Consider the following 22817-nt stretch of genomic DNA (forward strand, 5'->3'; position numbering starts at 1 on the left):
CCCAGCTACCGCTGGGAGGCGCCCCCAACGCCCCTGAAGGATCGGCTCGCCCCACAGCGTCAGCGCGGCTCGCGGCGTCGCGGAGTTGTGGCTGCCCAGAGGAGGAGGGCGGACAGGCTCAGGGCGGCGCCGAGGGCGCAGACGGCGGGCCAGCCGGCGGCGGCGTAGAGGGTGGTGGCGGCGAAGGCGCCGGAGGCGCTGCCGAGGGAGTAGAAGACCATGTAGCCGCCGATGAGGCGGCTGCCGGCTTCGGGGCGCAGGGCGTGGATGAGGGTCTGGTTGGTGACGTGGACGGCCTGGACGGCGAGGTCGAGGACGATGACGCCGATGGCGAGGGCCCAGAGGGAGTGGCGGGTGAAGGCGAGGGGCAGCCAGGAGGCGGTGAGGAGGGTCAGGGCGATGCCGGTGGTGCGCTGGGACAGACCGCGGTCGTTGAGGCGGCCGGCGGCGGTGGCGGCCAGGGCGCCGGCGGCCCCGGCGAGGCCGAAGGCGCCGATCGCGGTGTGGGACAAGGAGAGCGGGGGCTCGCTGAGCGGCAGCGCGACACTGCTCCACAGGACGCTGAAGGCGGCGAAGACCAGGAGCGCGAGCAGGGCTCGTATCCGGAGCAGGCGTTCTCGCGCGAACAGCGTGACGGTGGAGCGCAGCAGCCGCCCGTATCCCCCGGACGTTCGCGGAGCGGTGGGACGGGACGGCAGCAGGCGGTGCAGGGCCAGGGCGAGCGCGCAGGTGAGGGCGGCGGAGGTGAGGTAGACCGAGCGCCAGCCCGCGAGGTCGGCCAGGACGCCGGAGGCGGTACGGGCGAGCAGGATGCCGGTGACCACGCCGCTGGTCACCAGGCCGACGACGCGCCCGCGTTCGCCGGGCGGAGCCAGCGACGCGGCGAAGGCGACGAGCGTCTGGGTGACCACCGCGAGCAGCCCCACGGCGGCGAGCCCGACGAGCAGCAGCGCCGCGTCGCCCGCCGTGCCGACCGCAGTCAACGCCCCTGCCAGGAGCAGGAGTTGTGCCACGGCGAGGCGTCTGCCGTCGAGCAGGTCGCCGAGCGGTACGAGGAAGAAGAGGCCGAGGCCGTAACCGACCTGGGTCAGGGTCACGATCGCGCCGACCGTCGCCGTACCGATCGAGAAGTCGCGACCCAGGGTGACCAGGAGGGGTTGCGCGAAGTAGACGTTGGCCACGGAGGTGCCGCAGGCGACCGCGAAGAGCAGGGTGATGCCCCGGGTCAGCGTGAATCCGGGTTTCGCCGCGCCGGGCCCCGCGCTCCGCGCCGTATCGACAGGAGCGGCCTCCCCCACGACCTCGCACGCTCTTCCCACGCCAAGCCCTCCCTCACTGGTTTCATCTTGCTACCAGGTGGACCATAGGCCGATCCGGTAGCATGATGCAACCAGGGCGGAACACGTCACAGAGGGAGGGCGACATGGTGGAGCGGACCCGCTTCGACGACAGCGACTGCCCCGTCGCGCGCTCGGTCGACACGATCGGCGACTGGTGGTCCCTGCTGATCGTGCGGGACGCCTTCGACGGCAGCCGCCGCTTCGGGGAGTTCCAGCGCGGTCTCGGCGTGGCGAAGAACATCCTCACCGCGCGCCTGCGCTCGCTGGTCGCCGCCGGGGTGCTCGACACCGTCCCCGCCTCGGACGGCAGCGCCTACCGCGAGTACGTACTGACGCCGAAGGGCAAGGACCTCTTCCCGGTCGTCGTCGCGCTGCGGCAGTGGGGCGAGCGCAATCTCTTCGCCCCCGACGAGCCGCACTCGGAGCTGACCGACCTCCGCCAGGGACGTCCCCTGCGCACGCTGGAGGTCCACGCCGCGGACGGGCGGCGGCTCGACGCCGACGACACCACCGTCACCAAAGTCACCTGAAGCAGCGGGACTTGGGCCGGACCCGGGGACCTGGGACTCAGGCGGGACTCGGGACCCAGGCCGGGCTCGGGGACCTGGGACTCAGGCGGGACTCGGGGACTCGGCCGCGTTCAGGCCGTGCAGATCACGGGCCGAGTGGTTGATGCCGGTCAGGAAGGTGTGGGCGCGCGGCGAGGCGGCGGCCGTCAGCCACTCCTGGTCGATGTCGATGACGACGATACGGACTCCCGTACCGCCGAGCGCGAGCGGCAGCGTGTGCACGACCGTGGAGGGGAAGGACAGGACGGTCCGGCCGATCGGGCCGCGGCGGGCGACGAGTTCGAGCGGGAGGTCGGGCCGGACGATCTCCAGGCCGGTCTCGGCGGCGAGCCGGTGGAGCTTGTCGACGGCCTCGCGGCGGTGGGCGAAGTACCGCTTGGCGCCGTGCCGTTCGGCGAGCGAGCGCACGACGGCGAGGTACCGCTCGGGGTCGACGACGCCGGTCTCGACGAGGGAGGTGCCGATCAGGTCGGTGCCCGCCAGGGTGCGCGGCGGCCCGAAGCGGCTGCGGGTCCAGGCGAAGCGGTTGGTGCGCAGCGCCATCCCCGGAGGCGGCGTCGCGGGCATCGCGCTGAAGAGTTCGACATGGCGCCGCTTGCCGGGCGTCAGGCGGCGGCGGGCCGCGGAGGAGAAGATCCCGAAGGCCGCGTCGACCGGCGAACGGCGCCGCCCCGAGCGGTGCCAGCGCACCAACCGGCCGCCTCTGGCGAGGATTTCGGTGAACTCCATGGTCGCGGTGCCGTCGTCCACGACGGTCAGCTCACGGGCGCGGCACAGCGGGAGCAGCACCTGGACGAGCCGCGAGAACGGGTCGCCGATCACGAGGTGCTCGACCCGGAAGAGCAGCGGCGCGAGCGAGACCGCCGTACGCAGGAGGCCGCCGCGGCTGCCGCGGGCCTCGAACCAGCGGACCACCGCGCCCTCGTCGCGGGCGAGTTCGGCCATGCGGCGCAGTTGGCCGCGGCTGGTGGGGTCGACCGGGGACAGGACGACGACGGTGAGCGGTCGCGCGACCGGTGCCGGTTCGGCGGGTACGGCCGGTTCACCGGTGGTGCGGGCGGCGGGGACGGTGGGCGGATGGATGTGCGCCCACTCCAGGACGTTGAGGAGCTGGACGGGTGACTCGACGAGCGCGACGGCGCCGATACCCGGTGCGGGCACCCGCCCGGCCGCGACTGCGGGCTTACCGGTCATGGCCGTTCCCCTTTTCCTCTGCGGTTGTGCGCGGGACCGGGAGACCCGAAGGTCCCGCGGTCCCGCCGGTCCTGGTCAGTGATCCCCGCCGCCCTTCCGGGGTCAGACGGCGGCGGGTGCCTCGACGCCCGCGGCCTCGGACTCGGCGACGACGCCCGCGACGCGGCGCAGCTTCTTCATCGGGCCGAGCTCGCCCTCGTAGACCTTCTTGACGCCGTCACCGAGGGAGGTCTCGATGATCCGGATGTCGCGCACCAGGCGCTCCAGGCCGGTCGACTCGACCGAGGCGGCCTGGTCGGAGCCCCACATGGCGCGGTCGAGGGTGATGTGCCGCTCGACGAAGACGGCGCCGAGCGCGACCGCGGCGAGCGTGGTCTGGAGGCCGACCTCGTGGCCGGAGTAGCCGACGGGCACGTTCGGGTACTCGGACTGGAGGGTGTTGATCATGCGCAGGTTCAGCTCTTCGTGCTTGGCCGGGTACGTCGACGTGGCGTGGCACAGCACGATGTTGTCGCTGCCGAGCACCTCGACCGCGTGCCGGATCTGCTTCGGCGTGGACATGCCGGTGGACAGGATCACGGTGCGGCCGGTGCCGCGCAGGGCGCGCAGCAGGTCGTCGTCGGTCAGGCAGGCGGAGGCCACCTTGTGGGCGGGCACGTCGAACTTCTCCAGGAAGGCGACGGACTCGACGTCCCACGGGGAGGCGAACCAGTCGATGCCGCGCTTGCGGCAGTACTCGTCGATCGACCGGTAGCCGGCCTCGTCGAACTCGACGCGGTGCCGGTAGTCGATGTACGTCATACGGCCCCAGGGGGTGTCGCGCTCGATCTCCCACTGGTCGCGCGGGGTGCAGATCTCCGGGGTGCGCTTCTGGAACTTGACCGCGTCGCAGCCCGCGGCGACGGCCGCGTCGATCAGTGCGAACGCGTTCTCCAGGTCGCCGTTGTGGTTGATGCCGATCTCGCCGGTGACGTAGACGGGCTGTCCGTTGCCGATGTGGCGGGAGCCGACGCGGCGGAGGTTTGCGGGGATGGATGTGGTCACGAGGGTGTTCCTTACGGGTTGGGACTGTCGGGGGGATGGAGGTGTGCTGCCGGCGGGGCCGGGGCCGGCGGTCGCCGGCGGCTGCTTGTCAGCGGGCGAGAGTGGGGCCCAGCAGCCAGGCGGCGATCTCTCTGATCGCGCCGTGACCGCCCTGGGCGGTGGTGATGGCGCGGGCCGAGGCGCGCACCACGTCGTGGGCACCGGCGACGGCGACGGGCCAGCCGACCAGGCCGAAGCACGGCAGGTCGTTGACGTCGTTGCCCGCGTAGAGCACCCGCTCGGGCGCGATGCCGTTCTCCTCGCACCACTGCTTGAGGGCGAGGTCCTTGCGGTCGATGCCGTGCAGCACGGGGACCTTGAGCTTGCGGGCCCGTGCGGCGACGACCGGGTTGGTCTCGGTGGACAGGATGAGGACGGGCATTCCGGCGCGGCGCAGGGCCGCGACGCCGAGGCCGTCACCGCGATGCACGGTGACCGACTCGTGCCCGTCGGCGTCGATCAGCACCCGGTCGTCGGTCTGGGTGCCGTCGAAGTCGAGGACGACCGCGTCGACGTCGCCCCAGCCGGGGGTCGTCGTGCGCGGGTCGAGCAGCGGGGCGAGGGCGCGGGCCCGTTCGAGGTCGGCGGGTTCGTCGATCTCCAGTACGCGGGCCGGGTCGGTGCGCACCAGCGCGGTCCTGCCGAAGAAGCGGTGGTTCGCGGCGCGGAAGCCGTCGGCGCGCATCGCGTACGCGGTGCCGGTCTCCAGCAGATCCTGCGGCCGGTCCTGGCGGCGCGGCCGGGTGGACTTGTCGTGGTTGACGCCGACGGCGCCCCCGGCGGCGGGCGCGGTGACGGCGGAGGCGGGCGCGGTCTCGGCGGGTGCGGTCTCGGCGGGTGCGGTGACGGCGGCGGTCCGGCCGGTGACGGCGTCCGCGGCCTCGCGCCATATGAAGCCGTGGAAGGGGGCGACGGTGTGGGCGGTGTCCGCGCCGCCGTCCAGCACCGCGGCGGCGACGCCGTCGACCTCCTCCGCGGTGATGAACGGGCTGGTGCACTGGACGAGCAGGACGACGTCGGTGGCCGCGCCACTCATCGCCTCGTGGGCGTCCATCGCGTGCAGCACCGCGGCCTCGCTGGTCGCGGTGTCGCCCGCGATCGCCGCCGGGCGCAGGACGACTTCGGCCCCCGCGGCCCGCGCGACCTCGGCGATGGAGGGGTCGTCGGTGGAGACGACGACCGCGGTCACCCGCCCGGCCTCGACGCAGGCCGCCACCGCCCGCGCCACCAGCGGCACCCCGCCCACCGGCGCCAGGTTCTTCCCGGGCACCCCCTTGGACCCCCCGCGCGCGGGGATGACGGCCAGGACGCTTCCGGCCGGGGTGGTGGATCGGTCGCTCATCGGGTGACTCCTGTCGTCTTTCGGGCGGTGCGGGCCCCTGCGGTTCCTCCGCCGAAGGGCACGGTTTGAGGGGCGCGGGGAACCGCGCGCTCGGCCGTCGACGGACCGCACGTCACCACCGGCCCCGGAGGGGCAATTCGGTTGTCTCCCGACCACCGGCCGGTGGGGGCGGACCGCGCAGTTCCCCGCGCCCCTGCGGGGCTCGACCCCGCAGGCGCCCACGCGTCGGCAGCCGCACCTCGGATGCGGTCCCGCGCCCCTGAAGGGGCACGTCCTGCGCGTATGCGGGCCGTCACAGCTGGCCCCAGCGGCGGATGGTGGGGGCGACGCGCTGGACGCCCTGGCGGTAGGCGGTGCGGGCGGAGTTGCGGACGAAGTCGCGGACCGCGCGGCGGACGGGGCCGGGGTCGCGCGGGGCGAGACCGCCGGCGGGTTCGCCCTTGGGGTCGAGGCCGTGGCGGGCGAGGACGCCGGGGAGGTAACCGGGGGCGGTGCGCAGCGTGTAGTAGGGCGCGATCCGCGGCAGTTCGGGTTCGGCGAGCAGCGCCTGGACGCGGGCGCGCAGGGCGGCGAAGGGCGCGAGGGCGGCGACACCGTGGGCCGCGGTCCAGTCGGGGTGGGCGTGCGGCACGTGGCCGTCGTCCAGTTCGTCCCAGGAGGCGAAGCAGCCGGAGCCGAGGAAGTGGTGGTTGCCGAGCGATTCGCGGATGCCGAGGTCGGTGAGGATCGCGGTCGGGATGCCCCGGTGCAGCGATTCGAGCGCGGCGGTCGAACTGACCGTGACGAGCAGGTCCGTACGGTCCAGGACCTCGGCCATGTTGCCGTAGACCAACTGGAGGTTGTCCGGCGGATCGAGGGCGGCGACCAGCTTCTGGTACGGGTGTTCCTCGATGTGCGTGGTGTGCTCGCCGGGCTTGCTGCGCAGCTTGACCAGCACCTCGCGCTCGGTGTGCCGCCGCGCGTGGTCGACGGTGCGGCGCAGCAGGTGCGTCCGGTCGGCCCGGCCCTCGGGCGCGGACGGCTGCACGGCGAAGGTGACGGTGAACGGCCGCTGGTCGTCGGGCCGGTACGGCTCACCGCCGAGAAACGGCAGCGCGGTCTCGACGATGCTCGTGGTGCGGTAGCCGACGCCTTCGTACACGTCCCTGAACCGCCGTGCGTCGTCGGCGCTGTTGGCGAGTACGACGTCGGCCCCGGCGCGCAGCAGCAGACCGTCGGCGAGCTTCTCGTATACGACGCCGACGTATCCGGTGACGACCAGCGGTCGCTGCGGACGGCCTTCCCAGGCGCGCGCGAAGCCGTGCAGGAGCGCCTGGACGGTGCCGCCGACGCAGGAGATGACGACCACGTCGCAGCTCTCCTCGTCGATGTCGGCCAGCATCTCGGCGGCGGTCGCCTCCTCCATGGAGTCGGCCGGAATACCGAGTTCCGCCAGTTGGCGGGGGGTGGGGGTGGCCCGGCCGCGCAGCAGCCGCGCGTCGAGTCGGGCCTCGGGGTCGATCCGGCGCGCGGTCAGCGCACCCCACTTCCACCGGGTGTCCGAGTCGGCGATCACAGTGACCCGCAATGGGCCGGGCTTACGTTTTGGCACGGCAAAACCTTAGGAAGCCGTTGAGTTCATCGCGCTAATTGGCGACCAACAGCAGGTAAACATAGAGCCGCCACTTAGCCATCTGCTGTGGATAGGCCAGGAGTTCTCTGACCGGCCGCAGAGCCCGTGCGGGGCCTGCTTCACCGCTCCGACATCTGCCGTTTACCCAGATGTACGCTCGACGCAAAGCAAAAGGACAGGCAAACGCCCTAAGGTACGGCGGGTGGTCAAGCTCACCGTTATCGTGCCCTTTTTCAATGTGCAGCAATTCGTACCCGACGCGCTGCGCAGTCTCCGTGCCAATGCACGCTCGGATTTCGAGTTCCTGCTGATGGACGACGGGTCGACCGACCGGACTCCGGAGCTTCTGGAGCAGGGGGTCGGCTCGCTGCCCGGCGCACGGATCATCCGGCGTGACCACACCGGGGTGGCGAGCCTGCGCAACGCGGGCATCGACGCGGCCAAGGGGACGTATCTGACGTTCCTCGACGGCGACGACTGGATGGCCCCGGGCTATCTGCCGCAACTGGTGCGGGCGATGGAGGAGTTGGACGTCGACTTCATCCGTACCGACCACGTGCAGTGCACCGGCAGCACCCGCAACATCATCCGGGCGCCGTACGGCCGCCGCGGTCAGCGGCTCGACCCGCGCGCGACGATCCTGCCCGCCGACCGCCCGACGCTGGTCGACTACCCGTACTCCTGGGCGGGCGCCTACCACCGGCGGATCGTGGACGAGGGGCTGCTGCACTTCCCCGAGCACCTGCGCACCGCCGAGGACCGGCCGTGGATCTGGCGGCTGCACCGCGAGGCGAAGTCCTGCGCGGTGCTCGGCCTGCTGGGCGTCTACTACCGGCGCGGCGTGGCCAGTTCGCTCACCCAGATCGGTGACATCCGGCAGCTCGACTTCGTCCGCTCCTTCGACCAGGTCATCGCGGAGATCACCGCGGACCGGGACGCGGAGCTGTACCTGCCCAAGGCGGTCCGCACCTACTGCGCGATCATCGCCCACCACCTCGACAACATCGACCGCTTCGAGCCCGTGCTGGCCCGCAAGCTCAAGGCGATCAGCGCCGCCGCGCTGAACCGGCTGCCGCACGACGTGCTCACCGACGCGCTGGACTCGATGGACCTGGAGCGCAGTGTGAAGATCCGCCGCCTGCGCTGGCGGGTGCCGGTAAGGACCGACGGCCTGGACGCCGATCCTTACCCGGAGCTGTCGCCCGCCGCACGGCGCACCGCGGCCTCCGCCTCCCCGGCCGCCGGAGCGGGGGCGGGCGCCGCGAAGCCCGAGGACGACGACGATCCGGACGCCACGGACAACGGATCGGCGGTCGCGTGATGGCACGTACCACTCAGCTCTTCATGGCCTCCACGCTGTACGGCGCCGCCACGCTGGCCGCCGGCCTGGACTCCGGGTCGTTCCCGCCCGCCGACCGCCGCATCCTGGTGGTCAGCAACAACGCGTCGGTGCCCGAGACCAATCCGGGGCTCGACCGGGCCCCCGGCTTCGAGGTGCTGCGCGACCGCTTCGACCGCGTCGTGTCGTGGAACGAGACGATCACCCCGCTGCACCCGGGCGGCTGGGTCCCGCGCCCGGACGACGTGCCGCTGTGGGAGCGGCATCTGCGGATGCTGTGGAGCCTGGGCGACGACGCGGTGGAGCTGATCGTCGAGTCCCTCCAGGTCGCGCCCGCGCTCTCCTTCGTGCAGGTCTTCACCGGCGCCCCGATCAGCGTGTACGCGGACGGCCTGATGTCGTACGGCCCGACCCGCAACAAGCTGGGGCTGCTGGTCGACACCCGGATCGACCGGCTCTACCACCTGGACCTGGTGCCGGGGCTGCGCCCGCTGCTGCTCTCCGAGCACGGCGTGGAGCCGCAGGTGGTCCCGACCGAGGGCTTCACCAAGGTGCTCTCCGAGGTCGCGGAGGCCTCCGCCGACCTCGCCGAGGAGCATCTGGCGGACGTGCCGGAGGGCGCGGCGCTGCTGCTGGGCCAGTACCTGTCGGCGCTCGGCATCCTCTCCGTGGCCGAGGAGGAGGAGCTGCACCTGTCGATGGTGCGCGGCGCCGCCGCCCTCGGGCACCGCGAGATCGTCTTCAAGCCGCACCCCACCGCCCCCGCGCACTGGACGGAGCCGCTGCGCGCCGAGGCCGAGCGGCTGGGCGCGACGCTGACGGTGCTCAACACGCCGGTGCTGGCCGAGGTGGTCTACCAGCGGGCCCGCCCCGCGCTGGTCGTCGGCTGCTTCTCCACCGCGCTGCTGACCGCGTCGGCGCTGTACGGCATCCCGGTGGCCCGTACCGGTACCAAGCTGCTGCTGGAGCGCCTGTCGCCGTACCAGAACAGCAACCGGGTGCCCGTGACGATCGTGCACGCGCTGCTGCCGGACCTGGCGGACGCCTCGGCCGTACGGTCCTGGTCCTCGCCGTCGCCCGAGCGGGTGGCGGCGGAGCTGACGCCGCTGCTGCACGCGGTGGGCTTCTGCATGCAGCCGAAGGCGTACCCGAAGCTGCGGGCCGGGGCCGAGGCGTATCTGACGGGTCATCTGAGCGCGGCGACCTGGCCGTACTTCAAGCGGCGGCGGCTGACCTCGCTCGGGCTGCCGGGCGCGGTACCGGCCCGGCTGGCGTTCGTGCCGCGCAATCGGACGGTCCGCAGGGTGGCCCGCAGGGCGCGCGCCCTGAAGAAGGCGACCATGGGGTGACATCCCTCACGATCGCCGCCGGTGGGGCATTCGCCCCTTTACCGGCGGCGTCGGACGGCGCATCGTGGAGGACTTCCGGGGGCCGCACCGGCCTGAGGGGCCGTACACCCACACGATGAGGACCGACACCGTGAGCGACTTCGCCGCACCCCGCCCGCACACCGAGCCCGGCACCGGCACGGGCGGGCCCAAGGACCGCAAGCACCTCATGGAGCAGGTGCTGGGCTGGACGCTCACCGTGCTGGTGGCGATGCTGATCACGCAGATCCACCTGCTCTGACGGCGTTCCCGGGGCCCGCGTGACGGTGTCAGCGGGCCCGGTCGCGGATCAGAAGGCGTCCGTGGGGACGTACGTGCCCCAGATCTCCCGCAGCGCGTTGCAGACCTCCCCGACGGTGGCGCGGGCCCGCAGCGCCTCCTTCATCGGGTAGAGGACGTTGTCGGTGCCCTGCGCGGCCTTTTGCAGGGCCGCCAGCGCCGCGTCCACGGCGTCCTGGTCGCGGCCCGCGCGCAGGGCGGCCAGCCGGGCGGCCTGCTGGGCCTCGATGGCCGGGTCGACGCGCAGCGGCTCGTACGGCTCCTCCTCGTCGAGCTGGTAGCGGTTCACGCCGACCACCACGCGCTCGCCGGAGTCCGTCTGGAGCGCGATCCGGTACGCGCTGCGCTCGATCTCCGACTTCTGGAAGCCGTTCTCGATCGCCGCGACCGCGCCGCCGAGGTCCTCGACCTTCGCCATCAGCGCCAGCGCGGCGGCCTCGACGTCGTCGGTCAGCTTCTCCACCACGTACGACCCGGCGAAGGGGTCGACGGTCGCGGTCACGTCCGTCTCGTACGCCAGCACCTGCTGGGTGCGCAGCGCGAGCCGGGCGGATTTGTCGGTGGGCAGCGCGATGGCCTCGTCGAAGGAGTTGGTGTGCAGCGACTGGGTGCCGCCGAGCACCGCCGCCAGGCCCTGGACGGCCACCCGTACGAGATTGACCTCGGGCTGCTGCGCGGTGAGCTGCACACCGGCGGTCTGGGTGTGGAAGCGCAGCATCAGCGACTTCGGGTTCTTCGCCCCGAACTCCTCACGCATCACCCGCGCCCAGATGCGCCGCGCGGCCCGGAATTTCGCGACCTCTTCCAGGATCGTGGTGCGGGCGACGAAGAAGAACGACAGGCGCGGTGCGAAATCGTCCACGTCCATCCCGGCGGCGACGGCGGTGCGCACGTACTCGATGCCGTCGGCGAGGGTGAACGCGATCTCCTGCGCGGGCGAGGCACCGGCCTCCGCCATGTGATAGCCGGAGATCGAGATGGTGTTCCACTTCGGGATCTCGGTCCGGCAGTATCCGAAGATGTCCGAGATCAGCCGCAGGGACGGCTTGGGCGGGAAGATGTACGTGCCCCGCGCGATGTACTCCTTCAGCACGTCGTTCTGCACCGTGCCGGTCAGCGCGGACGCCTCGATGCCCTGTTCCTCGGCGACGAGCTGGTACATCAGCAGCAGGAGCGCGGCGGGCGCGTTGATCGTCATCGACGTCGACACGCGGTCCAGCGGGATGCCGTCGAAGAGGACCTTCATGTCCTCGACCGAGTCGATCGCCACGCCGACCTTGCCGACCTCACCGTGCGCGATCACCGCGTCGGAGTCGTGGCCCATCTGGGTGGGCAGGTCGAAGGCGACCGACAGGCCCATCGTGCCGTTGGCGATCAGGCCCTTGTAGCGGGTGTTGGACTCCGCCGCCGTGCCGAAGCCCGCGTACTGCCGCATCGTCCAGGGACGGCCGGTGTACATCGACGGGTACACACCGCGGGTGAACGGGAACTTGCCCGGCTCCCCCAGCTCGGCCGCGGGATCCCAGCCCTCCAACACGCCCGGCCCGTAAACGGGCTCGATCGGCAGTCCCGACTCCGACTCGCGTGTCATCTTCACGCCTCCGTGTGCTGCTGAATGGCTGTGTGGCTGGCGTAACGGACTGTAGCGGCGGCCCTGCGTGCGGTGCACCGCGGCGGCCTGGGACCTTCCTCACAGTCTTCCCCGCGGTTCGCGCAACCGCACGGCCGGGAATCGATGTCTAGGGAAGAACAGGAAGCACGAGCGGGGGGACGCAGGGGATGAGGACGATGACGGGGACGGGCAGCAGGTCGCCGCTGGCGGTGGCCGCGGCGGTCGTGACGGCGGCGCTCTCGACGGCCGTGCTGGTGGGCTGCGGACCGCAGGACACCGGTGCCTCGGGCAAGGACAAGCCGCCGGCCACCTCGGCGGCGCCGTCGCCGACCGCGACGACCGCGCAGCCGTCGTCGGAACCACCGGCCACCACCGCGCCGCCGACGACGTCGGCCGCGCCCACCACGACCGCACCGGCGTCGCCGACGGCTCCGGCCACGACCGCGCCGCCCGTCGTCCCCGCCGTGATCGCCACCGGCTCGACCAGCGCCAAGGTCCGCGAGCTCCAGGCCAGGCTCGCCCAGCTCCACCTCTTCAGCCAGTCCCCCACCGGCTACTACGGCACCGTCACCCAGCACTCGGTGAGCGACTTCCAGGAGCGGCACGGCCTGGCCATCACCGGGCGCGTCACCCAGGACACCTGGACGAAGCTGCGCTCGCTGACCCACGCCCCGACCCACAAGGAGCTGTACCCGGTCGCGCCGCCCAAGCCCGCGGGCAAGCTCGACCCGCGCTGCATGACCGGCCGCGCCATGTGCGTGAGCAAGACCACTCGCACGCTGTCGTGGGTGGTCGACGGCAAGGTCAGGGCCACGATGGACGTCCGCTTCGGGTCGCAGTACACCCCGACCCGCGAGGGGCTCTTCCACGTCACCTTCAAGAGCCGCGACCACGTCTCGACGCTCTACAACACGGCGATGCCGTACGCGATGTTCTTCAGCGGCGGGCAGGCCGTGCACTACTCCTCGGACTTCGCGGCCCGCGGCTACGCGGGTGCCTCGCACGGCTGTGTGAACGTACGGGACAAGGCGGCGGTCTCCGCGCTGTTCGACCAGGTCAAGGTGGGTGACAAGGTCGTCGTGTACTGGTGACGCGGGCGGAGCCGATCCTTGTGGTGACGGGCGCGGCCGGGCAGGGGGAATGCGCCCGGCCGCGCCCTTCGCACGGACCCCGATACGGGGAGAACCGGGGTCCGCAGGGCCGATGACCAGTCGGTCCACTTCCTAAAGCGCACCGGCACGCGGAAGTGTCACCTGGCCGCACCCGCCCCGGCCGTCCCATGATTCGTCGGAGGTGTCGGCGGCCGGGGCCGCGGGTCCCGGAAGCGCCCCGCGAGGTGCCGTACAGGGCCCCGCGGGTCGCGTCACAGGGCCTTGGAGGTCGAGAAGGTCACGCCGACGTGGTCGGCGTCGGCGCGCGGGTCGTCGTCGTGTTCGAGGAGTTCGGCCAGGCGGCGCAGGCCGCGGTGGGTGGCCATCCGGACGGACCCGGCGCGCTTGCCGAGGACGCGGGCGGCGCTGGTGGAGTCCAGGCCCATGACGACGCGGAGCAGGACGGCCTCGGCCTGCTCGCGCGGCAGGGCCGCTATCGCGGCCAGGGCGCGGTCGGTGGCGACGGCGTCCAGGGCCTCGCCCGCGGTGTCGGCCCGGTCGGGGAGCTGGACGAGTTCGTCGACCCCCGCGCCGGAGACGGGCCGCCGGGCGCGGGCACGGATGTGGTCGAGCGCGCGGTTGCGGGCTATTCGCGCGGCCCAGCCGCGTACCGAGTCGCCCGCGCCGCGGAAGTTGGGGAGGTCGCGGGCGATCTGCAGCCAGGTCTCGGAGGCGACGTCCTCGGCGTCCACCGGTCCGACCAGGCTGCGGACGTATTGCAGCAACTGCGGTTGCACAGCGCGGTACACGACGCGGAACGCGGCTTCGTCCCCGCGCTGCGCCCCGGCTACCGCGGTCTCCAGGTCCACCTCTGGCCCCACCCCCTCGAACACTCGCCCCATCCTGCCTCATGTGGGAGCGCTGACACTTTTGAACCATGGGAGCGGTGACACTTTTGAACGGGGATACGCCGTACAAGACGGCGGCCGGGGACGCTCCTGTGGGGGGAGGCGGCCCCCGGCCGTCGTCAACTTCCCCCACGCAGTCCCCTCATGAACGGTCGTTGAGGAGTCCTCCGATGTCATTGGACCGCCTCATCGACGGGCTCCCGGGCGGACTGCCGCCGGGACGGCTGGTCCCCGGCTCCGCGCCGGGACTGTGGCTGAGCGACGAACCCGTGGTCGCACCGGGCCGGTTGTGGGCCCGCTACCAGGCGCAGCAGGAGGAGACCGGCTGGCTGCCGGTGCTGATGGCGTGGCCGTGTGCGAACGGCTTCGGGCACCGCGCGGCCGAGATCGACGCGGTGGACGCGGAGGCGTCGCTGCGCGAGTCGTGGGGGACGTACCAGGAGGCGCGGTCGCTGCTCCCGCCGCACCCGGCGATCGACGAGGTGTGGCCGGACGACGCGGCGGCGCTGCTGGCGGCCGATCCGGGGCCGCCCTTCACCGCCTTTCCCGGGCTCGCCGCCGCCTCGCCGCCGCATCCCGGCCCTTCGCCCGACGCGGTGGCGCGCGCGGCCGTCGGGCAGATGCTGCACTACTTCACGACCCGTTTCATCGCGCACATCGCGCTGGTCCGCGCCGAACGCACCGCCGACATCCCGGCGCTGGCGGGCTGGGAGACCGAGGCGCCCGCGCTGGAGCTGTCGGCGCTGCTGCGTACGTGGGAGGACCGGTTCGGGGCGCGGGTGATCGGCTTCGAGGGCTCGTCGGTGTTCGTGTCGGTGGCCTCGCCGCCGCTGGCCTCCGCGCACGCCGGGCACGTCGCGCTCGAACATGTGCTGACCGGGGCGTCGAATCTGAACGACGGGACGTTTCCGTTCCCCGACTACGCCGAGGCGCTGCGCGGGGAGCGGCTGTGGTCGTTCTGGTGGGACTGACCGGCGCCCGGCCGGGGCGGGCCAACGGGGGTCGCGTCAACGGAGGTCGCGCCGCCTCACGTACGAGTGAAGTTCAAGGTCCCGTCGGACATGTTCGAACCGGCTGCCCCTAAAGTGGGAGCACTCCCCCTGCCGTACCTTCCCGAGCCGAAGCCGTACCGAATCCGCACCTGTCGTACCGCCGTGCCGATTCCGTACCCCCGGTCCACCCGATCCAGGAGCCCAGCGCTGTCCAGCGACACCCCGCCCGAGGGGCTGTATCTGCTCAACCGGGCCCCCTCCCTGGTCGCGGAGGCGGCGCTGCGCACCTGCTGCGGCAGCCACCGCTGGGCCCGCCGGGTGGCCGCGCACCGGCCGTATCCGACGGTCGAGGCGCTGCTCGCCGCGGCCGACGAGGCGGCGTACGACCTGACGTCGGGCGATCTCGCCGAGGCGCTGGCGGGCGAGACCACCACCGCGCTGCCCGACCGCGGCGGCCTGACCGTGCACACCGCGCTGCGGGCCGCGAACGCCGCGTACGAGGCGAAGTTCGGTCACGCCTTCGTGATCGCGCTGACCGATCTGGACGACCCCGACGACCCGGCCGCCGCCCTCGACCTGACGCTGGCGAGCCTGCGCCAGCGCCTGGGGCACGACGAGGACGAGGAGTCGGTGGTGACGGCCGAGCAGCTGCGCCGGATCTGCCGCGCGCGGCTGCTGCGACTCGCGGACACCGGTGGGCATCTGGCCGAGTCCGGCCCGCGAAAGACCCCCGCCGGTTCACCCGACCGTGCGGGATCGATCACACCTGGCCTACCCCGCGGTCCGGAGCCGACATCGCGTCGCTACGATGGCCGGGGCCGGTGGACCGTACCCGGCCGGGCGTGACCGACTAGCTGGAAACGACAGCCGGCACCCCTCGCCCCGCTCCCGGAGGGTTTTTTCCGTGCCGGCTGGAACGCTGTACCGCGGCCGGGAAGGCATGTGGTCCTGGGTGGCTCATCGAGTCACCGGTGTCCTCATCTTCTTCTTCCTGTTCGTCCATGTCCTCGACACCGCCCTGGTGCGGGTCTCCCCCGAGGATTACGACAAGGTCGTCGCGACCTACAAGACCCCCATCGTCAGCCTGCTGGAGTACGGCCTCGTGGCCGCGATCCTCTTCCACGCGCTGAACGGCCTGCGGATCATCGCGGTCGACTACTGGACCAAGGGCCCGCGTTACCAGAAGCAGATGCTGTGGACGGTGCTCGGCCTGTGGGCTCTCCTGATGGTCGGCGCGATCTACCCCGTCCTCGGCCATGCCGCACGAGTCCTGTTCGGGAGCTGACCGCACATGTCCACCGAAATCACTCCCGCGGACGCGGTCGAGCTGACCGGCTCCAGCGTCACGTACAGCCCGGACCACCCGGCCCCGGTCATCGAGCCGCCGCGCGCCCGCACCAAGCGGACCCCGCGCAGCTCCCGCACCAACTTCGAGCTGTACGGCTGGCTGTTCATGCGGCTGTCCGGTGTGGTGCTGGTCGTCCTGGTCCTCGGCCACCTGCTGATCCAGCTCGTGCTCGACGGCGGTGTCACCAAGGTCGGCTTCGCGTTCGTCGCGGGCCGCTGGGCCTCGCCGTTCTGGCAGGGCTGGGACCTGGTGATGCTCTGGCTGGCCATGCTGCACGGCGGCAACGGCCTGCGGACCGTCATCAACGACTACGCCGAGCGGCCGAACACCCGCATCTGGCTGAAGACGCTGCTGTTCACCGCGACGGCGTTCACCATCGTGCTCGGTTCGCTGGTGATCTTCACCTTCGACCCGAACATCCGCTAACGCGGCCGACACGGCCATCACCGCCAAGCCGCGAAGCCGCTGACGCCAAGCGCTGAGCCAGGGCTGGAACAGGGAAGCGACCCCCATGCAGATCCACAAGTACGACACCGTCATCGTCGGCGCGGGCGGCGCCGGCATGCGCGCGGCCATCGAGGCCACCAAGCGCAGCCGCACCGCCGTTCTGACCAAGCTGTACCCGACCCGCTCCCACACCGGCGCCGCCCAGGGCGGCATGGCCGCCGCCCTCGCGAACGTCGAGGAGGACAACTGGGAGTGGCACACCTTCGACACGATCAAGGGCGGCGACTACCTGGTCGACCAGGACGCCGCCGAGATCCTGGCGAAGGAGGCCATCGACGCGGTCCTCGATCTGGAGAAGATGGGCCTGCCGTTCAACCGGACGCCCGAGGGCCGGATCGACCAGCGCCGCTTCGGCGGCCACACCCGTAACCACGGCGAGGCCGCGGTGCGCCGCGCCTGCTACGCCGCGGACCGCACCGGCCACATGATCCTCCAGACGCTGTACCAGAACTGCGTCAAGGAGGGCGTGGAGTTCTTCAACGAGTTCTACGTCCTGGACCAGCTCCTGGTCGAGGTCGACGGCGTCAAGCGCTCCGCGGGCGTGGTCGCGTACGAACTGGCCACCGGCGAGATCCACGTCTTCCAGGCGAAGGCCGTGATCTACGCGTCGGGCGGCACCGGCAAGTTCTTCAAGGTGACGTCGAACGCGCACACCCTGACCGGTGACGGCCAGGCCGCGGTGTACCGGCGCGGGCTGCCGCTGGAGGACATGGAGTTCTTCCAGTTCCACCCGACGGGCATCTGGCGGATGGGCATCCTGCTGACGGAGGGCGCCCGCGGTGAGGGCGGCATCCTCCGCAACAAGGACGGCGAGCGCTTCATGGAGAAGTACGCGCCGGTCATGAAGGACCTCGCCTCGCGTGACGTCGTCTCCCGCGCGATCTACACCGAGATCCGTGAGGGCCGCGGCTGCGGCCCCGAGGGCGACCACGTCTACCTCGACCTCACGCACCTGCCGCCGGAGCAGCTCGACGCGAAGCTGCCGGACATCACCGAGTTCGCGCGGACGTACCTGGGCATCGAGCCGTACACCGACCCGATCCCGATCCAGCCGACCGCGCACTACGCGATGGGCGGTATCCCGACCAACGTGCAGGGCGAGGTGCTGAGCGACAACAGCACCGTCGTGCCGGGCCTCTACGCGGCCGGTGAGGTCGCGTGCGTGTCGGTGCACGGCGCGAACCGGCTGGGCACCAACTCGCTGCTGGACATCAACGTCTTCGGCCGCCGTTCCGGCATCGCCGCCGCCGAGTACGCGCACGCGCACGACTACGCGCCGCTGCCCGACGACCCGGCGTCGCTGGTCGAGGCGCAGGTGGAGCGACTGCGCGCGTCCACCGGCACCGAGCGGGTCTCGGTGATCCGCACGGAGTTGCAGGAGTGCATGGACGCCAACGTGATGGTGTTCCGCACCGAGCAGACCATCAAGACGGCCGTCGAGAAGATCGGCGAGCTGCGCGAGCGCTATCTGAACGTGGCGATCCAGGACAAGGGCAAGCGGTTCAACACCGACCTGCTGGAGGCCGTCGAGCTGGGCAATCTGCTCGACCTGGCCGAGGTCATGGCGGTCTCCGCGCTCGCCCGCAAGGAGTCGCGCGGCGGTCACTACCGCGAGGACTACCCGAACCGCGACGACGTCAACTTCATGCGGCACACGATGGCCTACCGCGAGGTGGACGCGACCGGCGTCGAGTCGATCCGCCTCGACTACAAGCCGGTCGTGCAGACCCGCTACCAGCCGATGGAGCGTAAGTACTGATGAGCACCCCGACGCTCGACAAGCACTCGGCGGCCCTCGACGCCGCCGAGGTGACCGACGCACACCTGATCACGATCACGCTGCGGATCCGCCGGTTCAACCCGGAGGTCGCGGCGGACGCGGAGTGGGTCGACTACCAGTTGGCCATCGACCCGAAGGAGCGCGTCCTGGACGCGCTGCACAAGGTCAAGTGGGAGATCGACGGCTCGCTGACCTTCCGCCGCTCGTGCGCGCACGGCATCTGCGGGTCCGACGCCATGCGGATCAACGGCAAGAACCGGCTGGCGTGCAAGACGCTGATCAAGGACATCAACCCGGACAAGCCGATCACGGTCGAGGCGATCAAGGGCCTGACCGTGCTGAAGGACCTCGTGGTCGACATGGACCCGTTCTTCCAGGCGTACCGCGATGTGATGCCCTTCCTGATCACCAAGGGCAACGAGCCGACCCGTGAGCGCCTTCAGTCCGCCGAGGACCGTGAGCGCTTCGACGACACCACCAAGTGCATCCTGTGCGCCGCGTGCACGTCGTCCTGCCCGGTCTTCTGGAACGACGGCCAGTACTTCGGCCCCGCGGCCATCGTCAACGCCCACCGTTTCATCTTCGACTCCCGCGACGAGGCGGGTGAGCAGCGCCTGGAGATCCTGAACGACAAGGACGGCGTCTGGCGCTGCCGCACCACCTTCAACTGCACCGACGCGTGCCCGCGCGGCATCGAGGTGACGAAGGCGATCCAGGAGGTCAAGCGCGCCCTGATCACCCGCCGCTTCTGACCCCCGCGCCCCCAAGGGCCCGCCCCGACCGGCCACCTCCGGCCACGGGCGGGCCCTTTCGCGTGCCTGGACGCGGTCCCTTTCGCGGACCCCTTCGCGGACCCCTTCGCGTGGTCTAGCCCGCGGTCCCGGCCGCGTCGTGCTCGGTGAAGATCTCGCGGGCTGCCGTGACGCCGTTGAGGGCGGCGGGGAAACCGGCGTAGCCGGCCATTTGGGTGAGGGTTTCGACGACTTCGGTGCGGGTGCCGCCGAGGCGGAGGAAGGCGCGGATGTGGATGCGGAGTTGGGGGGCGGCGGTGCCGAGGGCGGTGCAGATGGCGATGGCGAGGAGTTCGCGGGTGACGAGGTCGAGGCCGGTGCGGCAGTAGATGTCGCCGAAGACGTGCTCGACGATGTAGCGGCCGAGGTCGGGGGCGATGTCGTCGAGGGTGGCCACGACGCGGACGCCGTCGGGGCCGTCGACCGTGCGCAGGGCGTCCAGGCCGCGTTCGTAACGGCCGCCGTCGACCGGTTCCTTGACCACGGGGTCGTCGTCGGCCGGGTGGTCCGCGAAGACCTCGCGGGCGGCGCCGAGGGCGTTGAGCGCGGCGGGGAAACCGGCGTAGACGGTGGTGTGGATGAAGGTCTCGACGATCTCGCGCCGGGTGCAGCCGACGTTGAGCGCTCCGGCGATGTGGAAGCGGAGCTGCGGGGCGGCGTTGCCGAGGGCGGCGAGCGCGGCGACGGTGGCGAGCTGCCGCTGCCGCGGGGTGAGGCCGGGGCGTGACCATATGTCGCCGTAGCCGAACTCGATGGTCATCCGGGCCAGGTCGGGGGCGATCTCCGCGACCGAGTCGAGCAGGGCCGGGCGCTCGTCGCCGGTGACCATGCGGAGGGCGGCCAGTCCGCGCTCGTAACGGTCGTCGGCAGGAGCGGATTCGGCGCGGTCGGTGGGGTCGGAGCCGTCTGCGTGGGTCATGACGACGACGCTAGGGGTTGGAGTCGACTCCAGCGCAAGTCCCACGCCAGCTCAGCCCGTGGAGTCGCAACCGCCGTCCCCGTTCCCCTCGGCCGCCAGCATCACCCGCCGCAGCAGGTCGGAGAGTGTGCGCCGTTCGGCCGGGGTCAACACGCCCAGCAGCCGGCGCTCCTCCTGGCCCTGGAACTCCAGCGCCCCGAGCCACGCCTGCCGCCCCGCCTCGGTGAGTTCGACGTCGACCCGGCGGCGATCGACGGCCGACGGCGTACGTATCCGCGCCGCTGTCTCCCCGTCACCTCAAGTGGTGCTTCGTTGTGGGGAGTTGGACGGCCGATGTCGCACAGGGGTTGTACGGGTTTCCGTTTGTCATAGGTTTGGTCAAGTAGCGGCGGGGACAGTGGACTTCGCACCGGTGACCACCGTCTCCTGGCCCCTCGCCGCGTCCGCCGCCGGGTCCTCGCCGACCGCCGTGCCCGCGCCCACCGTCGGCAGCGTCACGCAGACCGTGAGGCCGCGGCCGGGCGCCGTCTCCAGCGCGACCGTGCCGTGGTGCGCCTGGACGACGGCATGCACGATGGCCATGCCGAGGCCCGCGCCGCCGCTGTCGCGGGCGCGTCCTGCGTCGGCGCGGAAGAACCGGTCGAAGACTCGGGCCGCGTCCCGCTCGCTCATTCCGGGACCCGAATCGGTGATCCGCAAGAGCAGTTTCTCGCCACGCGCGGCGACTTCGACGCCGACCGGGGAGCGGGCCGGGGTGTGCACCCGCACATTGCTCAGCAGATTGCCCACGACCTGCCGCAACGCGGCCTCGTCGCCGAGGACTTCGGGCAGCGGTCCGCCGTCGCCGCGGCAGTCGGGCACCATCAGCGTCAGCGGCCGTTCCGGCTGCTGCGCGGCCAGGTCGGCGGCGGCGTCGCGGACCAGCCGGGACAGGTCGACGGCGCCGTGCGGCAGCGCGGGCCGGTCGTCGAGCCTGGCCAGCGCGAGGAGTTCGTCGACCAGACGGCTCATCCGCAGCGCCTCGGAGCTGACCCGGCTCAGCGCCCGCTCCTTCTCGTCGGCGTCGAGCATGCCCTTCTCGTAGAGCTGGAGATAGCCGCGCACCGACGCCAGCGGGGTGCGCAGTTCGTGCGAGGCGTCGGCCAGAAATCGACGCAACTGTGTGGTGGCGCGCTCGCTTTCGGTCACGGCGGTCTCGATCTGCTGGAGCATCGCGTTGAGCGCGCCGCTGAGCTGTTCGACCTCACTGGAGCCGTGCCGCGCGGTGCCGATCCGCCGCCCGAGGTCGCCCCCGGCGATGGCGGACGCGGTCTCCACCATGTCCTCCAGCGGGCTCAGCCGCCGCCTGGCCGCGGTCAGCGAGCCGGTGGCGAGCAGCGCGAGCAGCACCACGCCGACGACCGATTCGACGATCAGCAGATTGCCGATCGCGTGCTTGACGCCGCTGAGCCGTATGCCCTTGACCACGATGGTGCCGTCGGAGAGCCGGATCGCGACCACCCGGTACTCCATCGAGCCGGTCTTCACGGTCTTCGCGCCGCCGCTGCGGACCAGCCCCGCCGGGTCGGGGATCGCCTCGGCGAGCCGCCGCTGCTCGGAGCTGACCGGAATGGTGCCGTCCTGGCAGACGGCGGCGGGCTCGCCGTGCCGGTCGAGCATGACGAAGAGATCCTGCTGGAACGCCACCGCGATCGCCGAACTCCCCTGCCCGCCGCCCCCGTTCTGCCCACCCTGCCCGCTCTGCAGGAGGTCGGCGAGCTGGCAGAGCCGCCGCACCATGTCCGCGTCGATCGAGGTCTTGGCGAGCGAGGACTGCGAGCCCTTCAGCGAGTCGTCGATCTCGCCGACCAGCACCATGTACGTGGCGGCGATGCTCGCGCAGGCCGCGAGCAGCAGGCCGACCGCGAGAAAGGTCACGTTGGCGATCGTGAAGCGCCCGCGCAGCGAGTGCGGGCGGGGCCACAGGCCGCACTTGTTCACCTTCACACCGCTCCCCCGGCCGCGGCGGCGCCCGGTTCCGCCGCGCGCAGCCCGTATCCGATCCCCCGCCGGGTCTCGATCAGCGGCGGCCCGAGCCGGTCGAGCTTGCGCCGCAGATACGAGATGTACGTCTCGACGACCGTGGACGAGACGGCCGTGTCGTACTGCCAGACGTGCTGGAGCAGTTGCTCCTTGGTGACGATCCGCCCGGCGTTGCGCAGCAGGTGCCGCAGCAGGTTGTACTCGGTGGGCGTCAGCTCGACGGGCTGCCCGCACCTGCGGACGGAGTACGTGGCCTCGTCCATCTCCAGGTCGCCGTGGCGCAGGACGCGCCCGTCGGCGCCCTCGCGGCGCCGGGTGCGGCGCAGCACCGCGTGCACGCGGGCCACCACCTCGTCGACGCCGAACGGCTTGGTGATGTAGTCGTCGCCGCCGAGCGCGAGCCCGGCGACCACGTCGCGCGGGGCGTCCCGCGCGGTGACGAAGATGACGGCGAGGTCGTCGGCGTCGGTCTCGGCGGCGCGTTCCTGGCGCAGCGCGCGGCAGACCTCCCAGCCGCTGCCGTCCGGCAGCATCACGTCGAGCAGTACGAGGTCGGGCCGGTGTTCGCGCGCGGCGGCCAGCGCCTCGCGCCCGGTCGCGGCACTGTGCACCGTGAAGCCGTTGTATTTCAGGGTGATGCGCAGGATGTCCGCGATCCCCGGTTCGTCCTCCACGATGAGCACGGTGGCGTCCATGCCCAC

Annotated in this window: 21 protein-coding genes; 11 read left to right on the top strand and 10 right to left on the bottom strand. The window is 71.8% G+C overall.

Annotated features, from left to right (window positions below; all coding sequences use genetic code 11):
• Positions 1-59: 59 nt before the first annotated feature.
• Complete coding sequence (locus ACFZBB_RS18100; RefSeq protein WP_391123944.1) at positions 60-1229, bottom strand: MFS transporter; 1170 nt, start codon at positions 1227-1229, stop codon at positions 60-62.
• A gap of 194 nt (positions 1230-1423) precedes the next feature.
• Between ACFZBB_RS18100 and ACFZBB_RS18105 the strand changes: the two genes are divergently transcribed.
• Positions 1424-1870, top strand: coding sequence for a winged helix-turn-helix transcriptional regulator (locus tag ACFZBB_RS18105; protein WP_391123359.1), 447 nt, complete (start codon positions 1424-1426; stop codon positions 1868-1870).
• 81 nt (positions 1871-1951) lie between these two features.
• Here the strand turns inward: ACFZBB_RS18105 and ACFZBB_RS18110 are convergent, their stop codons facing one another.
• The 4 genes from ACFZBB_RS18110 to ACFZBB_RS18125 all read right to left on the bottom strand — a co-directional run bounded on the left by ACFZBB_RS18110 (position 1952) and on the right by ACFZBB_RS18125 (position 7119).
• A complete protein-coding gene (locus tag ACFZBB_RS18110) occupies positions 1952-3103 on the bottom strand; it encodes a hypothetical protein (protein ID WP_391123362.1) in 1152 nt (383 codons plus the stop codon).
• A gap of 102 nt (positions 3104-3205) precedes the next feature.
• Positions 3206-4147, bottom strand: coding sequence for an N-acetylneuraminate synthase family protein (locus tag ACFZBB_RS18115; protein ID WP_355336885.1), 942 nt, complete (start codon positions 4145-4147; stop codon positions 3206-3208).
• Positions 4148-4235: 88 nt separating this feature from the next.
• On the bottom strand, positions 4236-5528 hold the full coding sequence (locus ACFZBB_RS18120) for a cytidylyltransferase domain-containing protein (RefSeq protein ID WP_391123365.1): 1293 nt from the start codon (positions 5526-5528) through the stop codon (positions 4236-4238).
• Positions 5529-5820: 292 nt separating this feature from the next.
• On the bottom strand, positions 5821-7119 hold the full coding sequence (locus ACFZBB_RS18125; protein ID WP_391123368.1) for a DUF6716 putative glycosyltransferase: 1299 nt from the start codon (positions 7117-7119) through the stop codon (positions 5821-5823).
• Between the two features lie 223 nt (positions 7120-7342).
• Here ACFZBB_RS18125 and ACFZBB_RS18130 point away from each other — a divergent pair, with 223 nt between their 5' ends.
• The 3 genes from ACFZBB_RS18130 to ACFZBB_RS18140 all read left to right on the top strand — a co-directional run bounded on the left by ACFZBB_RS18130 (position 7343) and on the right by ACFZBB_RS18140 (position 10108).
• Complete coding sequence (locus tag ACFZBB_RS18130; protein WP_391123371.1) at positions 7343-8461, top strand: glycosyltransferase; 1119 nt, start codon at positions 7343-7345, stop codon at positions 8459-8461.
• On the top strand, positions 8461-9828 hold the full coding sequence (locus ACFZBB_RS18135) for a polysialyltransferase family glycosyltransferase (RefSeq protein WP_391123374.1): 1368 nt from the start codon (positions 8461-8463) through the stop codon (positions 9826-9828). Before ACFZBB_RS18130 ends, ACFZBB_RS18135 begins: the two co-directional genes overlap by 1 nt.
• Before the next feature lie 115 nt (positions 9829-9943).
• Positions 9944-10108, top strand: a complete 165-nt coding sequence (locus ACFZBB_RS18140; RefSeq protein ID WP_355336880.1) for an SCO1431 family membrane protein — start codon at positions 9944-9946, stop codon at positions 10106-10108.
• A 48-nt stretch (positions 10109-10156) separates the two neighbouring features.
• On the opposite strand, the gene ACFZBB_RS18145 is transcribed toward ACFZBB_RS18140, so the two are convergent.
• A complete protein-coding gene (locus ACFZBB_RS18145) occupies positions 10157-11737 on the bottom strand; it encodes a methylmalonyl-CoA mutase family protein (protein WP_391123376.1) in 1581 nt (526 codons plus the stop codon).
• Positions 11738-11925: 188 nt separating this feature from the next.
• Between ACFZBB_RS18145 and ACFZBB_RS18150 the strand changes: the two genes are divergently transcribed.
• Positions 11926-12849: a L,D-transpeptidase family protein gene (locus ACFZBB_RS18150; RefSeq protein WP_391123380.1), complete on the top strand. Its 924-nt coding sequence runs from the start codon at positions 11926-11928 to the stop codon at positions 12847-12849.
• A gap of 272 nt (positions 12850-13121) precedes the next feature.
• Here ACFZBB_RS18150 and ACFZBB_RS18155 read toward each other — a convergent pair whose 3' ends face one another.
• Entirely contained in the window at positions 13122-13718 is a 597-nt protein-coding gene (locus ACFZBB_RS18155) for a sigma-70 family RNA polymerase sigma factor (protein WP_391123383.1), read from the bottom strand.
• 209 nt (positions 13719-13927) lie between these two features.
• Here ACFZBB_RS18155 and ACFZBB_RS18160 point away from each other — a divergent pair, with 209 nt between their 5' ends.
• The 6 genes from ACFZBB_RS18160 to ACFZBB_RS18185 all read left to right on the top strand — a co-directional run bounded on the left by ACFZBB_RS18160 (position 13928) and on the right by ACFZBB_RS18185 (position 19136).
• A complete protein-coding gene (locus tag ACFZBB_RS18160; protein ID WP_391123386.1) occupies positions 13928-14728 on the top strand; it encodes a DUF4253 domain-containing protein in 801 nt (266 codons plus the stop codon).
• Positions 14729-14911: 183 nt separating this feature from the next.
• Entirely contained in the window at positions 14912-15595 is a 684-nt protein-coding gene (locus ACFZBB_RS18165) for a 2-oxo-4-hydroxy-4-carboxy-5-ureidoimidazoline decarboxylase (RefSeq protein ID WP_391123389.1), read from the top strand.
• 58 nt (positions 15596-15653) lie between these two features.
• Positions 15654-16034 (top strand): succinate dehydrogenase, cytochrome b556 subunit, encoded by a 381-nt coding sequence (gene sdhC / locus ACFZBB_RS18170; protein WP_188279402.1) that lies wholly within the window; start codon positions 15654-15656, stop codon positions 16032-16034.
• A 6-nt stretch (positions 16035-16040) separates the two neighbouring features.
• On the top strand, positions 16041-16523 hold the full coding sequence (locus tag ACFZBB_RS18175) for a succinate dehydrogenase hydrophobic membrane anchor subunit (RefSeq protein WP_391123392.1): 483 nt from the start codon (positions 16041-16043) through the stop codon (positions 16521-16523).
• 85 nt (positions 16524-16608) lie between these two features.
• Positions 16609-18363 (top strand): succinate dehydrogenase flavoprotein subunit, encoded by a 1755-nt coding sequence (sdhA, locus tag ACFZBB_RS18180; protein ID WP_391123395.1) that lies wholly within the window; start codon positions 16609-16611, stop codon positions 18361-18363.
• Entirely contained in the window at positions 18363-19136 is a 774-nt protein-coding gene (locus ACFZBB_RS18185) for a succinate dehydrogenase iron-sulfur subunit (RefSeq protein WP_355336872.1), read from the top strand. The genes sdhA and ACFZBB_RS18185 overlap by 1 nt, the downstream gene beginning before the upstream one ends.
• Positions 19137-19251: 115 nt before the next feature.
• Here the strand turns inward: ACFZBB_RS18185 and ACFZBB_RS18190 are convergent, their stop codons facing one another.
• The 3 genes from ACFZBB_RS18190 to ACFZBB_RS18200 all read right to left on the bottom strand — a co-directional run bounded on the left by ACFZBB_RS18190 (position 19252) and on the right by ACFZBB_RS18200 (position 22811).
• Positions 19252-20094 carry a carboxymuconolactone decarboxylase family protein gene (locus ACFZBB_RS18190; RefSeq protein WP_391123398.1) on the bottom strand — a complete coding sequence of 281 codons (843 nt, stop codon included), beginning with the start codon at positions 20092-20094 and terminating at the stop codon, positions 19252-19254.
• A gap of 378 nt (positions 20095-20472) precedes the next feature.
• Positions 20473-22080, bottom strand: coding sequence for an ATP-binding protein (locus ACFZBB_RS18195; RefSeq protein ID WP_391123401.1), 1608 nt, complete (start codon positions 22078-22080; stop codon positions 20473-20475).
• Positions 22077-22811, bottom strand: coding sequence for a response regulator (locus tag ACFZBB_RS18200; RefSeq protein WP_391123404.1), 735 nt, complete (start codon positions 22809-22811; stop codon positions 22077-22079). Before ACFZBB_RS18200 ends, ACFZBB_RS18195 begins: the two co-directional genes overlap by 4 nt.
• Positions 22812-22817 lie beyond the last annotated feature (6 nt).

Source organism: Streptomyces sp. NPDC008139, from assembly GCF_042957025.1.
GTDB lineage: Bacteria > Actinomycetota > Actinomycetes > Streptomycetales > Streptomycetaceae > Actinacidiphila.

What these genes read in the sequence shown, in the direction of transcription:
- ACFZBB_RS18105 (WP_391123359.1), top strand. Translation starts at nt 1,424, where the DNA reads ATGGTGGAGCGGACCCGCTTCGACGACAGCGACTGCCCCGTCGCGCGC.
- ACFZBB_RS18110 (WP_391123362.1), bottom strand. Translation starts at nt 3,103, where the DNA reads ATGACCGGTAAGCCCGCAGTCGCGGCCGGGCGGGTGCCCGCACCGGGT.
- ACFZBB_RS18120 (WP_391123365.1), bottom strand. Translation starts at nt 5,528, where the DNA reads ATGAGCGACCGATCCACCACCCCGGCCGGAAGCGTCCTGGCCGTCATC.
- ACFZBB_RS18135 (WP_391123374.1), top strand. Translation starts at nt 8,461, where the DNA reads ATGGCACGTACCACTCAGCTCTTCATGGCCTCCACGCTGTACGGCGCC.
- ACFZBB_RS18140 (WP_355336880.1), top strand. Translation starts at nt 9,944, where the DNA reads ATGAGGACCGACACCGTGAGCGACTTCGCCGCACCCCGCCCGCACACC.
- ACFZBB_RS18145 (WP_391123376.1), bottom strand. Translation starts at nt 11,737, where the DNA reads ATGACACGCGAGTCGGAGTCGGGACTGCCGATCGAGCCCGTTTACGGG.
- ACFZBB_RS18150 (WP_391123380.1), top strand. Translation starts at nt 11,926, where the DNA reads ATGAGGACGATGACGGGGACGGGCAGCAGGTCGCCGCTGGCGGTGGCC.
- ACFZBB_RS18160 (WP_391123386.1), top strand. Translation starts at nt 13,928, where the DNA reads ATGTCATTGGACCGCCTCATCGACGGGCTCCCGGGCGGACTGCCGCCG.
- ACFZBB_RS18175 (WP_391123392.1), top strand. Translation starts at nt 16,041, where the DNA reads ATGTCCACCGAAATCACTCCCGCGGACGCGGTCGAGCTGACCGGCTCC.
- sdhA (WP_391123395.1), top strand. Translation starts at nt 16,609, where the DNA reads ATGCAGATCCACAAGTACGACACCGTCATCGTCGGCGCGGGCGGCGCC.
- ACFZBB_RS18185 (WP_355336872.1), top strand. Translation starts at nt 18,363, where the DNA reads ATGAGCACCCCGACGCTCGACAAGCACTCGGCGGCCCTCGACGCCGCC.
- ACFZBB_RS18190 (WP_391123398.1), bottom strand. Translation starts at nt 20,094, where the DNA reads ATGACCCACGCAGACGGCTCCGACCCCACCGACCGCGCCGAATCCGCT.
- ACFZBB_RS18200 (WP_391123404.1), bottom strand. Translation starts at nt 22,811, where the DNA reads ATGGACGCCACCGTGCTCATCGTGGAGGACGAACCGGGGATCGCGGAC.